Source organism: Vreelandella andesensis, assembly GCF_003989795.1.
In the GTDB taxonomy this organism is placed as follows: Bacteria; Pseudomonadota; Gammaproteobacteria; order Pseudomonadales; family Halomonadaceae; genus Vreelandella; species Vreelandella andesensis.
Genome location: NZ_RZHG01000002.1, coordinates 129,141 through 142,287, shown reverse-complemented (window position 1 = coordinate 142,287; position 13,147 = coordinate 129,141). Strand labels below are relative to the sequence as shown.

The 13,147-nt window shown below is 55.8% G+C and carries 8 protein-coding genes; 4 read left to right on the top strand and 4 right to left on the bottom strand.

Annotation, left to right across the window (positions count from 1 at the left end; translation table 11 throughout):
- Nucleotides 1-36: 36 nt before the first annotated feature.
- The 4 genes from ELY33_RS01295 to ELY33_RS01280 all read right to left on the bottom strand — a co-directional run bounded on the left by ELY33_RS01295 (nt 37) and on the right by ELY33_RS01280 (nt 6,427).
- Nucleotides 37-1,607 (bottom strand): IS3 family transposase gene (locus ELY33_RS01295; protein WP_126942763.1). Its coding sequence is split into 2 segments (ribosomal slippage): nt 37-1,154 and nt 1,154-1,607, totalling 1,572 coding nucleotides; the frame shifts between segments, so codons are not numbered across the junction.
- Nucleotides 1,608-1,777: 170 nt separating this feature from the next.
- Nucleotides 1,778-2,242, bottom strand: coding sequence for a copper chaperone PCu(A)C (locus ELY33_RS01290; RefSeq protein WP_126942757.1), 465 nt, complete (start codon nt 2,240-2,242; stop codon nt 1,778-1,780).
- Nucleotides 2,243-2,336: 94 nt separating this feature from the next.
- Nucleotides 2,337-5,369, bottom strand: a complete 3,033-nt coding sequence (locus ELY33_RS01285; protein ID WP_126942754.1) for an efflux RND transporter permease subunit — start codon at nt 5,367-5,369, stop codon at nt 2,337-2,339.
- Nucleotides 5,366-6,427, bottom strand: a complete 1,062-nt coding sequence (locus tag ELY33_RS01280) for an efflux RND transporter periplasmic adaptor subunit (protein ID WP_126942751.1) — start codon at nt 6,425-6,427, stop codon at nt 5,366-5,368. The genes ELY33_RS01285 and ELY33_RS01280 overlap by 4 nt, the downstream gene beginning before the upstream one ends.
- Nucleotides 6,428-6,768: 341 nt before the next feature.
- On the opposite strand from ELY33_RS01280, the gene ELY33_RS01275 reads away from it, so the two are divergent.
- From ELY33_RS01275 to ELY33_RS01260, 4 genes are all read left to right on the top strand, one after another.
- The gene (locus ELY33_RS01275) at nt 6,769-8,016 is read left to right on the top strand and encodes an efflux RND transporter periplasmic adaptor subunit (RefSeq protein WP_126942748.1); all 1,248 of its coding nucleotides are present in this window, start codon (nt 6,769-6,771) and stop codon (nt 8,014-8,016) included.
- The gene (locus tag ELY33_RS01270) at nt 8,013-11,147 is read left to right on the top strand and encodes an efflux RND transporter permease subunit (RefSeq protein ID WP_126942746.1); all 3,135 of its coding nucleotides are present in this window, start codon (nt 8,013-8,015) and stop codon (nt 11,145-11,147) included. The genes ELY33_RS01275 and ELY33_RS01270 overlap by 4 nt, the downstream gene beginning before the upstream one ends.
- Before the next feature lie 140 nt (nt 11,148-11,287).
- Entirely contained in the window at nt 11,288-12,682 is a 1,395-nt protein-coding gene (locus ELY33_RS01265; RefSeq protein ID WP_126942743.1) for an NAD(P)/FAD-dependent oxidoreductase, read from the top strand.
- A gap of 11 nt (nt 12,683-12,693) precedes the next feature.
- A complete protein-coding gene (locus tag ELY33_RS01260; protein WP_126942740.1) occupies nt 12,694-13,047 on the top strand; it encodes a DUF5368 family protein in 354 nt (117 codons plus the stop codon).
- The last annotated feature ends 100 nt before the right edge of the window (nt 13,048-13,147 follow it).

The following is a 13,147-nucleotide window of genomic DNA, read 5'->3' as shown; positions in this document are numbered from 1 at the left end:
CGGTGATTTTCAACCCAGTTGTCCAAATGGCTGCCTCTAAGCAGCCTGTTTATTACGCTCGATTTCGTGCATTTTTCCAGGGTTGAGCGACACCGAACCGAGCACCTCCCAGTTTCGGGTGCTGCCCGACCAGCGTTGTGGATGCCGGCGCTTAGCCCTTTCGTAAACCGCTTTGCGGTGCTCAAGACGTTCTCGGTCGACACCTCGATGCCGATCAGCGGGTGTCACGTACCGAATGCCACTATGCAGGTGCTGTTCGTTATAAGCGCGTTCGAACGCCAGCATCCAGTCTCGTACCGCACTCAGCGATGCAAACCCCTTCGTAGGCCACGCGGGGCAATATTTGACGGTGCGGAACAACGCTTCCGAGTAAGGGTTGTCATTGCTCACTCTCGGCCGGCTGTAAGACATCAACATTCCCAGCTCTGTTAATCTTGCTTTAAGCGTATAAGACGTCATCGGCGCACCGTTATCTGAGTGCAGCACCGGGGGCTGATGCCAGCAGCCTTCTCGCAATAAGGCGCGTTCCAGCAGTTGTTTCGCTAACTCGCCTGATTCCGCCTCATGGACTTCCCACGCGATGATTTTGCGGCTGTAGATATCCATGATCAGATAGAGATACCAGTGCTGACCACGCACAACGGAAGAACAGTAGCTGATATCCCAACACCAGACCTGGTTCGGCCCAGTGGCCGTAAAGCTCGTCGGCTCAGGTACTGGTCGGCGTGGTTTCATTCGCCCTCGGTGGTGCTGCTGTTCGTGCTTTTTCAGCACCCGGTAGAACGACGATTCGGACGCCAAGTAGGCCCCTTGATCGGCCAGTAACGGCACGATTTGAGACGGCGGCAGGCTCTGATACTCGGGGCGATGGCAGGCGTTCAAAATGGCCTGTTTCTCCTCGTGAGTCAGTTGATGCGGCTGACGGCCTTGTACCGCGTGTGGACGCTGATCCTCAGCCACCGCGCCACACGCAGAACGCCAGCGTTTCAGTGTGCGCTCGCTCACGTCGATAATCGCCGCTGCTTGATAACGGGAAGCACCCCCCGTTATCGCTTCATCAAATAACGCAATGAGCCTTGCACGTTCCTCAAACGGCGTCAGTCGTCCTCGCCGCTGTTCGGGTCTTCGCTGTACAAGGCGTCGAGCTTTTTTGAGAGCACCAGCAACGACGTGGTTTCCGCTAGGGCTCTGTCTTTGCGGCGCACTTCCGCTTTGAGTTGTTTGATCGTCTTACGGTCTTGTTTACGCTGCTTTTGTGCCGTTTTTTGCTGGTCTTCTTGTTGGCCAGCGCCCTGGAGACAAGCGGCTTTCCACTGCTGGATTTGCTCGGGATAAAGGCCTTTTTCGCGGCAGTAAGCACCAAGCTCTGTTTCTGAGAGGGTGGCGGTTTCGATGACCACGGCAAGCTTGGCGTCAGGCGACCACTCGTTGTCGCTTTGGGTGTAACCCGGCACAGGCACTCCTTTTTCTCGACACTGTTTTAACCAACTATACAGCGTCGCGTCAGAGATGCCTTCTTCAGTGGCGACCGACACCACACTGCGATTATGGGGGGGCAACAACTTTTTCAGTACGGCGGCTTTACGCTCTGCAGAATAACGTGGCACACGTGCTCCATGCCGCTCCCTCTGGAATAGATTTGGGCAATATCGCCAACCGGACAACTAGGTTGACAGAGGGGGGTAGCCTGAAGGTCCCGCTTAACTTAACGCCTAGATTAATAGAATAACTGGCAACTCTACGAGCTTAATCAGCATCACTCATGAGTAAGTCAGCACTATTGATGCATAGGCATCACTGGACGAACAGGCGCCTCAACTTCTAGAACATCGCCGTTATCAAACATTAGACTCAAACTCACTGAATCGCCTTTGCGTGCAGGCTGGTTCAAGCCAATTAACATTAAATGCAATCCTCCAGGAGCGAGCTGTGTTTCCCCATACGCAGGTATTTCAATCGCTTCTATCTGGCGCATCTGCATCACCTCATCAATCACTACGTGATCGTGTAATTCTGTAAATTCCGTGATGCTATTTTGGGCGTCGATTAATCGTACCGGCACACCGCTTTGGTTATACAACTTCATAAAGGCAGCCGTAGCAGGTGAGCCAGGCGGCACCTCACGCACAAAAGGGTCTTCAACGGTCACCGTATCTGCTTGTGCAACGCCAGCTAACATGACGGTGCTAAGCGCCATCGTGACAGCAAAAGTAGCTGTTAATGAAAGATTACTTATACGCATAACGTTATTCTCCTTGTGAATAAAACATCACTCTACGACTTTATAACATTTATCGTAATGTGAGAGATTGTCGCACTTGTTACTAGGCCAACCGTCAGGCGATGCGGTACCAAAGCGCGTATAACGCAGGTACAAACAGCAGGGTGATAAATGTACCGACGGCCACACCGCCAATTAGCACGTAAGCCAGCGGCCCCCAGAAGCTATCGAGAGTAAGCGGGATAAACGCCAGTATCGCTGCTACCGCTGTAACCACCACAGGGCGAGCACGCTGCACAGCTGCCTCAACCACGGCATCACGCATTGCCATCTCTTCCTTAACGTTATCTGCTACTTGCTGGGTCAAAATCAGGGTATTGCGCATTAGTATTCCGGCTAGGCCGATAAGCCCCAGCGTCGCCACAAAACCAAAAGGCTGGTTGAACAGCAGTAGCGCTGCCACCGCCCCGATTAGCCCCAACGGTGCAGTAGCCACCACGATGAAGGTGCCAGCAAAAGAGCGCATCTGAAGCATGATAAAGATCAGCATCAGCACCACCATCAACGGTTGCAGCGCCTGGATTGAGGCTTGAGCCTTGGACGATTGCTCCACCGAGCCACCAATTTGCAACTGATAACCGGCGGGCAAGCGTTGACGCACCTCGTCCAGTGCCGACCAGACCTCTTGGGTGACATCATTGGGCTGGGCTCCCTCGATATCGGCGTTCACAGCCAAGAAACGATAACGGTCGATACGCTTGACCACAGGCTCCTCAAAGATGGTTTCCAGCTCGCCCAACTGAGCGAGCGGAACCCGACGTCCTTCGCGGTTCAAGACCTCCAGGCTCTGCAAGTCGGCAATATCTTGTGCAGCACCACGCCCTACAGCGGGCACTAAACGAATACCGTCACGAAGCTCAGTGATAGTCATCCCGTCCAGTTGGAACTGCAGCTGACGTGCCACGTCGTCGGGTGTCAGGCCCATCAGTTGAAGCCGATGGTGATCGAGCGCCAGATTCAGCCTTGGCACCCGTTCGTCCCATTCCAGGTGGGAATCACGCGTGGCCGTATGCGCAGCGACCACCTCGCGTACGTCGTAGCCAATATCGCGCAGAAGATCAGGATCATCGCCCAGCACGCGAATGCTCACCGGCCAGTCGACCGGCGGGCCATAGAGCAGTCGCTCTACGCGTACACGTGCTTCGGGGAAGGCACCCTCCGCAATGCGTTCTTTAAGCCTTTGAATCAACCGCTCACGCGCCTCGACGCCCTCGGTCACAGCAATCAACTTGGCAAACGCCGGGTTGGGTTGTTCGGGGTTGGCCGAAATGAAGAAGCGCGGTGCCCCCGCTCCCACGTAGGCGGAAAGCGACTCCACGCCTTCAGCCTCGCCCATCAACGCTTCAAGTCTGCGCGTAGTCGCATCGGTCGCGCCGATAGCGGTGCCCTGCGGGTGATAAACGCTGACCAGCACCTCAGCGCGGTCCGAGCCGGGAAAGAACTGTTTTTCCACCGGCCCGGCCATGCCTGCTACTGCGGCCACCAGCAGGATGACCGTCACCACCACCACGCTCTTTCGGAAACGTACGCAGCTGCTAATAACGCCGCGCAGGTCACGGTAACCGCGCGACTGATAGGCCTGGTGCCCAGCATGAGCAACCTTCTGTTTGGGCAGCAGCTTGACCCCCAGATAGGGCGTAAAAACTACCGCCACTATCCACGACAACAGCAACGCGATGCCCAGCACCCAAAAAATATTACCGGCATATTCGCCTACCGCCGACTGCGCAAAGCCTATGGGTACAAAACCGGCGACTGTCACCAACGTGCCAAACAGCATTGGGGCGGCGGTAACGTTCCAAGCGTGGGAAGCGGCTTCGATTCGGCCCCAGCCCTCCTCCATCTTTACGATCATCATCTCGATAGCAATAATGGCATCATCGACCAGCAGCCCTAGCGCGATGATCAGCGCACCGAGGGTAATCCGATCCAGATTGATACCCATCGCCAGCATCACCACGAAGGTCAACGACAGGGTGACCGGAATGGCAATGCCGACCACGATACCGGCACGCAGCCCGACAGCCAGCATAGTGACCAACATCACTACGACTACCGCCACCAGAAACTTCACCTGGAAAAGGTTCACAGCACCGGCAATAGCATCAGCCTGATTGGTCATCACCTCAAGCGACATACCTAATGGCAATCGCTCGCGCTCTTGCTGCCAAAACATGTCAAGGCGCTCGCCAAACGCAAGGCCGTTGACGCCGTTCTGCATGACCACTCCCAGCAACAGCGCTTCCTCACCGAAGGCACGCACCTGGTAGTTAGGGGGGTCTTCGTAGCCACGGGAGATCTCGGCGATGTCACCCAAGCGAATCAGACGCTCGCCAATACGAATGGGCACGTCGGCCAGCGCATCAGGGTCCGACAGGTCGTGATTAAGCCGGAGATACATCCGCGGGCCATCGGTATCGACACGCCCAGCGGGCAGCAGGCGGTTGTGCGCTTCGATAGCGGCAAAGACCGCCTGTGGCGAGATATCCAAGCTTTGAAGCCTGGCCAGATCAAAATCGACGTATATGCGTTCCTGACGCTCGCCCAACACTTGAGCCTTATTGGCCCCCTCAACACGCTGCAGGCGATCACGAATGTCTTCTGCCTCGCGCACCAGCTCGCGCATCGGCATTTCCGGTGCACTCAAGGCCACCAGTGAGAAGTAGACGTCGCCGAAATCCTCATTGATCAGCGGGCCCAACACGCCATCAGGAAGGGTGGGAGCGGCGTCCTGCATCCGACGCCGCACCTGATAAAATCGATCTGCCATTTCTTCACCAGGCGTATAGTCCTCGAACTCCACCTTGATATCGGCCCGCCCCGGGCGAATAGTCGTTTCAATACGGTAGAGATCGTCAACCTCTTGGATGCGCTTTTCCAGCGGGTCTACCACGCTTTCCTGGATCTCTTCCGGCGAAGCGCCTGGCCATACAGCCGAGACCATCATCACCCGCACCGTAAAGTCTGGGTCTTCAGCGCGCCCCATAGAGGCAAAAGCATAGAGCCCTGCCAGCAGTGAGATCACCAAAAAAAACAACGTGACAGACCGTTCGCGAACAGCTAGAGCAGAAAAATTTGGAAAGCTCACGGCGCGACCTCTTCACTCAGCGGACGAACTGCCATACCGGGTGTAAGCAGGTGAGTCCCCAAGCTGATCACTGCTTGCCCTTCTTCAAGCCCTTCACCGCTAATCCAAACGTGCTCGCGCGTCGTCCGCTCTGGAGTGACTGGCAACGGCTGGGCCTTGCCATCCACCACCTGCCATAGCTGCGAGCCGTTACCACGCTCATCCAGTGCGGCCACGGGCACACGAAAATATCCCGTCGCCTTTGTATCGTTTAGCATGAAGCGTGCTTCCACTACATCGCCTAGGCCACGCTCTTCAAGTAGCTCTTCCAACCGATATCGCGCGCGCCAGGTAAGCGTAGCGGGGTCGACCGCACCTGCCACTTCGCGGCGGGTCAGCGCGATCTGCCGCTCCCCTACCTGCAACTCGCCCTTCTGCGGTGGGCGCCAGTGCGCGGGGAAACTGACCTCTACCTCTCGGGGTCCATCATGCGCCAGCCTAGCTACCGTCTGGCCGGTGCCAACTACCTGCCCCGGCTCGCCGTTGACATCGATCAGCACACCATCGGCTTCGGCGCGCAGGGTTGCGTAGCCTAGCGCGTTGCGGCTCTCGGCCAACCGCGCATTGGCAGCATCTCTGCGCGTGGTGGCTTCGCGCATGCTAAGCTCGGCGCGCTCGAACGCCTGGCGGCTAAGGTAGTTTTGCTCGAGCAATTGTCGGTCACGAACCAGATCCGCCTCGGCCACCGCTAACGATGCCTGTGCCGCAGCCAACTCCGCCCGAGAAGCAGCGAGCGTTTCTTCCAGATCACTTGGGTCAAGGGTGAACAATACCTCTCCTAGACGAACTGACTGCCCGGCATCAACGTGACGCGTGGCAATCTGACCACTGATCCGAAAGGCCTGAGGCGTTTCGTGGCGCGCACGCAAAACACCTGTTAGCGATAGCGCTCGCGCGGTATCCGCCATAACCACCGCAGTTTTAACCCAGCGAGGATCTGCGTCCGACGATGTCTGCGGCGCCTGCTCTTGGCAGCCAACCAACAGTAGCGTTAACAGGGACAGAACAAGGTATTGCATTGAGCTTCCTTAGCAGTAACGGTGACCCTCGCACCAGGAGGACAAGAAAATACAGATATAATCTATAGAGCAGATGCCTATACATATAATGATAAACATATATCAATAAATTATATATAGCGTTCATTAGGGCAAACAGCCGCACCGGCTATAGGAAAGCGCTTTGTTTTCGTTTTTTTAGCGATATACCTTATTTATATCTGATTGGTCAGAAAATTTGGGCAACCCATGCGAACCTTCTCTAAGTGCGCCGCATTGTCGCAACAGTGCTGTGAATCGATATTATTGGGAATGCAAGCGGGTTAATATAAGCACGCCTTATTCCATATAAAGATATTCTTATGCTGAAGCGATTACTCCCGCTGGTGATTCTAGTTCTTGGCATTGCCAGCTTTATGGCGTTGCGTTACACACGCCCTGAGCCTGCCCCTGTGGAAGCCCAGGAGCGCCGCTGGCCTGTCGAGGCATTGAGCGTTTCGCCTGGCGAACATGCCCCCTTGCTTGCATTATTTGGCGAAGTGGTTGCGCCAGATATGGTCACCTTTGTAGCGCCAATTCAAGCGCGGGTGGCGCAGCGGCCAGTAAGCGATGGCCAGCGGGTAGCCCAAGGGGAGCTGCTTATAGCGCTGGACGAAGACGACTTATCATCGCCGCTGCGCCAAGCCGAGGCTGAACTAGCCGACCTGCAGGCTCAGTTAGAAAACGAGCGCATCCGCCATGAGAATAATCGCCAAGTTTTAGCCCAAGAGCGCAATCTTCTCGCCAGCGCTAACCGCCAATTGGAACGCAACCGCTCTCTGGAAGGACGCAACCTAACGTCTCAAACTGATGTTGATGCGGCCCGCGATTCCGTGGCTCGCGCTCAGCTCACTGTATCTGCCCGTGAAAGCACCATCGCCGAATACCCTTCTCGGCTAGCCAGCTTGGAAGCTCGCTTGGCCAGGGCCCAAGTGCAAAAAGACGACGCACAACGTGATCTGGAGCGTGGCCGTGTTCACGCACCCTTCGCTGGCAGCGTAACGCGGGTGCATGTTGCTGAAGGCGACGACGTGGCTCCACGCGCCGCCTTACTATCGCTTTATCCGCTCGATGGCCTAGAGCTACGCGCCCGTATTCCACAGCGCTATCACACTGAACTTGAAGCGCACCTGCTCAGCGGTGTACCGCTTGAGGCTACCGCCACCAATGGCATCCAGCGCTTCGTACTGGAACGCCTGGCGGGGGAAAGCGACCCAACCGGCACCGAAGCAATTTTTTCAGTGCAAGGTCTCGCTCATGGATTGCGCCCGGGGGCCATGATGGCAGTTCAGCTTCGCCGCCCTGGGGTGGGGAATGCATTCGTCGTGCCCTATTCCGCTTTGCACGGGGCCGATCTACTTTATCGTATCAATCATGACAACCGCCTGGAGCGCCAGCACGTCGAACGGTTAGGTGAAGTGACCCAGCACGACGGGGAGCGTTGGCTATTAGTGCGTGCAGAGACACTGAAAGAAGGCGACCGCATCATGTCGACCCACTTGCCTAACGCTGTTCAGGGGCTGCCTGTTGAGATCACCCACACATCGACTGGCCCTGGGGATACTCAATGACCCAACGTGGCGATGTGATCGGCTTTTTTGTTCGCCATAAGGTAGCGGCCAACCTGGTAATGCTGGTAATGCTGCTGGGCGGTGCGCTGGGTATTGCGCGCATGAACATTCAGTTTTTCCCCACCTTTGCGCTCGATGTGGTCAGCGTGCGCGTGGTGTGGAGCGGTGCTTCTGCCGAAGACATTGAACAGGGCATTACGAATCCGCTGGAACAGCGACTGCGCAGCCTAGACGGTTTGAAGCGAATGACGTCCACCTCAGCCCAGGGTATTGCCAATATCACGCTGGAAATGGAGGAAGGCAGCGACCCGGTGTTAGCGCTGGACGACATTCGCCAACAAGTGGATAGTTTTACGAACCTGCCAGCCAATGCAGAAACCCCCGAAATCGCTCGCCAAGCACGATACGAACCCGTGGCGCGCCTGCTGGTGCATGGTGATTTAGCCCCCCACGAACTGCGCCAGTTAACCCATCGTTTTGAAGACTCGTTGCTGATGGCGGGGATTGACCGTATTCAGCTCAACGGGCTTCCTGCTCAACAAATCAGCATCGAAGTACCTGCTGAACGCCTGCAAGCACTCGGGTTATCCCTGGAAGAAATTGCTGCTCAAGTTCAGGGCATGTCGCGGGATTTACCAGCGGGCTTATTAGGGCAACAAGACAGTACCCGGGAATTACGCTCTCTTGAACAACACCGTGATGCCCTAGCCTTCGAGGACATGCCCGTTCTCAGTAACGACCGCCTGCAGCTGCGCTTAGGCGACGTCGCACGCGTTCATCAGGAAGCCCGCGAGGGGGAGGTCGAACTAACCTACCGCGGCCAGCCAGCCGTTGAAATGATTTTGCAGCGGGCAGAAAGCGGAGACTCCCTGCAAGCCGCGAAACACCTCGAGCGCTGGCTGGCAGACACGCGCCCCACCCTGCCGCCCAACGTCGAGTTAGAGGTTTACGATGAGTCTTGGCAACTGATCGATGAGCGCATCTCGCTACTGTTGGGTAACGGTCTAACCGGCCTGCTGCTGGTGGTGATTCTGCTGTATTTCTTTCTTCCCGCGCGGGTGGCGCTATGGGTAGCCGTTGGCATTCCTACGGCGTTTCTCGCATCTTTAGGTGTTTTCTGGGGCATTGGCGGCTCCATCAACATGATGTCGTTGTTTGCCCTTATCATGGCGCTGGGGGTGATTGTCGATGATGCGATTGTGGTGGGCGAAGACGCGGATGCTCACCACCGCATGGGCGAAGACCCAAGGCTTGCTTCTGCTGGCGCTGCACGACGCATGCTATGGCCAGTGATCGCCTCGTCGCTAACCACGGTGGCAGCCTTCATGCCGCTTTTAATGGTCGGCGGGGTGATCGGCAATATCCTCGGCGATATTCCGATTATTATGATCTGCGTTCTAATCGCCTCGTTGCTGGAATGTTTTGTGGTGCTGCCTGCCCACCTGCGTAATGCGTTTATACCTGCTAACAAGATTAAGCGCCCGGCTCGCGGTGTCGAGCGGCTGCGCCAAGGGTTCGAGGCGCGTTTTGAACAGTTTCGTGACGGCCGCTTCCGGCGTTTTTCTCAGCGCTCCCTGCGCTACCGTGGCGTCACGCTGGCCACTGCGCTGGCAATTACGCTGGTGACCGCCGGGTTGCTCGCCGGTGGCCGTATAGGCTTCAATTTCTTCCCGTCGCCAGAATCCAGCATTGTGTATGCCAACGCCAGCTTTGTGGCAGGCACCCACCGAGGGCAAGCAGCCGATTTTGTCGACCACCTGCAGGCCACCCTACAGGCAACCGATGATGCCCTCGGCGGCGGCTTAGTGCGCACGGCCGTTGCTCACTACGGCAGCACTCAATCAGGGGGCGCGCCAGCCCGCACCGGCGATGGCGTCGGCTCATTAATGGTCGAGCTCACCTCGCCCGATACCCGTGACGTGCGCAATGTGGAATTTATCCGCGCCTGGCGTGAACGGATACAAACACCGGCCGGACTGGATAACTTGAATATCACTGAGCGTGCCGCGGGCCCGCCGGGTAAGGATGTGAACATCAGGCTAATCGGTGAAGACGCGCAAGGCCTGCGCCGTGCCGCCGATACGCTAGGCGAGGCCATGGCAGGGTTACCCGGCGTACTCAGCACCGAAAATGATATGCCCTGGGGGCGCGAGCAGCTGATCTACCGTGTTAACGCCTATGGCCAAGCACTGGGCCTAACCACTGAAGACTTAGGCAGCCAGTTACGTACCGCCTTTGATGGCCGGATCGTGCAGGTACACCAATCAGGTGCCGATGAAATCGAAGTGCGCGTTCAACTGCCCAGGTACCAACGCGAGCGCTTATCTACTCTTTCCAGTCTCGCAGTGACGTTAGCGGATGACCGCCAGGTACTGCTCTCTCAGGTGATGGATTTATCCCATCGCCAAGGCTTCGAGACCTTGCGCCATGCCGAGGGGCAGCTTTCCGTTGAGGTAACCGCCGAAATTGACAGCCAGACAACATCCGCAGAACAGGTGTTAGAAAGCCTGTCCGTCGAGCTACTACCTCGCTTGGAGCGTGAATACTTCTTAACGACCAGTTTTGAGGGGCGAGCGGCTGACCAGCGCGAAACCATGGCAGATATGCGCACCGGCCTTGTGATTGGCTTGGGCTTAATGTACGCCGTTTTAACCTGGGTCTTTGCCTCCTGGACCCTGCCGCTGATCGTGATGGCGATTATCCCCTTTTCTTTGGTAGGCGCTCTGCTTGGGCACTGGGCATTGGGGATCGACCTGACAATCTTGTCGCTTTTCGGCCTGTTTGGGCTGTCAGGCATTGTGGTGAATAACGCCATTATTCTGGTCAGCTTCTACCGCCAGCAGCGTGAAAAGGGCTTGGAAATTGACGCTGCACTCAATGAAGCCGTTGTGCAACGGATCAGAGCCGTTCTGCTCACGTCGCTAACCACCATTGGCGGGCTGTTACCACTGCTGTTTGAAACATCGCTGCAAGCCCAATTTCTCATCCCCATGGCAACATCAATTGCTTTCGGTTTGGGGGGCTCCACGCTGCTCGTGCTATTTATCATCCCTGCTTTGCTTTCGTGGGTTGAGCACGGCCGCAATCGTTGGAAGCGCAGTGACAGCGGAAGCGCTCAAGGGTCACTTTAGTGTTTGTACAGTCCGTTTTTACGTAGGTTTTTGACACGCCAAGTAGGACAAATTGTCTATAGCTTTTTTGCGCAAAACATACATAATGGAATAACAATATATCTAAAAATTATATGTTAGCTTTCGCTTAAGGAGATCCCATGCAAAAGCCATCATTATTGACGCAAAAAGTGACGCGAAGGGCGTTATTGAAAGTCGGCTCTGGACTGGGTGTTGGTAGCTTACTACCGCTCAGCGGGTTATCTGCTAGCACTCTGCGAACCCAAGCACATATCGTGGTTCTTGGCGGTGGTGCAGCAGGCATGGCGATGGTAAATCGACTCGCCAAACGCCTACAGGGCGGAACTATCACACTTGTAGAACCTCGCGAAACGCACCACTACCAACCGGGCTGGACACTGGTGGCGTCCGGCGTTTGGAACGCAGACAAAACCATGCGTCCTAACGCGCAGTTCCTACCCCGGGGTGTCAATTGGGTGCGTGAACACGCGGCCAGCATTGACGCTGATAACAAGCGCATCACTCTTGCGGGGGGCGAAACGCTTGAATACGATTTCTTAATTGTCGCGACCGGTATTCAACTGAATTACCATTTAATCGAGGGTATGAAACCGGAGTTGGTTGGACAGCATGGAATTGGCAGTGTGTATGCAGGTATTGAGGAAGCATCACGCACTAACCAGGCAATTCAAACGTGGCTCCAGAACGGCCACGGAAGAGGTATTTTTACGGCGGCTCCCACCCCGGTAAAATGCGCTGGAGCACCGCTGAAAATGACCTTCACCACCTTAAGCCGATTAGAAGCATCTGGGCGACGCGATGCCTTTGATGTCGACTATATGGCCCCGGGTGCTAGCCTATTCTCTCAACCGTGGGTCGATGAATTCGTTAAGCAACGCTTTGATGACCAGGGCGTCAATCGACGGCACCACTATCGACTCTCCGCCATTGACCCTCACGCCAAACAGGCTGAATTTGCGTTTGTCGGGCCAGAAAGCGAGTTCACGTCCCACCATCAATTACGCCAAGCAGAGTTCAGACGCGATGACCAACCAACCGTCATTGCAGACTACGATTTTATTCACGTCGTGCCGCCGATGAGTGCCCACGATTTTGTCAAACAGAGCGCTCTTATCGCGCAAGATGGCCCGTTTAGGGGCGAGTGGCTAGATGTCGATATCCACACGCTGCAGCACAACCGCTACCCAGAGGTGTTTGGTATTGGCGACGTAATCGGCGCCCCCATTAATAAAACCGCCGCCAGTGTTAAGGCACAAGCACCGGTGGTCGAAGAGAACCTGCTTGCCTTGATGCAAGGGAATGCGCTTCCTGCACGCCATATGGGCTATACCTCGTGCCCTATGATTACCGGCATTGGTAAGGCCATGCTAGTAGAGTTTGGTTACGCCGATAATTTCGCGTTTATGCCGTCATTCCCCTTCATTGATCCCACTGAAGAGTCCTGGGCCGTATGGGTAATGAAAGACCGCATGCTTCAACCCGCTTACTACGCTGTGCTTGAAGGTCAAGCATAAGGAGAGCTGACATGTCCATTGGCGGAATACTGACCATATTGATGTACGCTTTAGCGCCCTTTGTGTGGCTGCTAATAATGGGGTTAATCATTATCATCGGCCTGCACCTACTCGCTTATCTACGCGGCTATCAGATCACTCACCATCGTAGCCGCCCTGCTAACCTATTGGCTCTATTAATCGGACTGACGGCAATACTCTGGGTTCCTTGGCTAACTCACTCGGCGCTTGGCTTTGTAGCAACAGCCGTTGACTGGATAGCGCTCATCGGTGCCGCCGCCGCCACGTTTGTCATTGCATTAATCATCCTGCATCCATTGAGCTATTTAATTAGCCTTAAACACGAGGAGTTACCCAAGCAATGACAGGGCGTGAAGGATTAATGTTTATTCACGCTCGCTAAGCAGTTCACAAAGAGGGGCGCAGCGTACCTGCGCCCCATGATGCGACAATACGCCATCACCC

Coding starts and splice junctions, on each gene's coding strand:
- ELY33_RS01290 (WP_126942757.1), bottom strand. CDS start 2,242: ATGCGTATAAGTAATCTTTCATTAACAGCTACTTTTGCTGTCACGATG.
- ELY33_RS01280 (WP_126942751.1), bottom strand. CDS start 6,427: ATGCAATACCTTGTTCTGTCCCTGTTAACGCTACTGTTGGTTGGCTGC.
- ELY33_RS01260 (WP_126942740.1), top strand. CDS start 12,694: ATGTCCATTGGCGGAATACTGACCATATTGATGTACGCTTTAGCGCCC.
- ELY33_RS01265 (WP_126942743.1), top strand. CDS start 11,288: ATGCAAAAGCCATCATTATTGACGCAAAAAGTGACGCGAAGGGCGTTA.
- ELY33_RS01270 (WP_126942746.1), top strand. CDS start 8,013: ATGACCCAACGTGGCGATGTGATCGGCTTTTTTGTTCGCCATAAGGTA.
- ELY33_RS01275 (WP_126942748.1), top strand. CDS start 6,769: ATGCTGAAGCGATTACTCCCGCTGGTGATTCTAGTTCTTGGCATTGCC.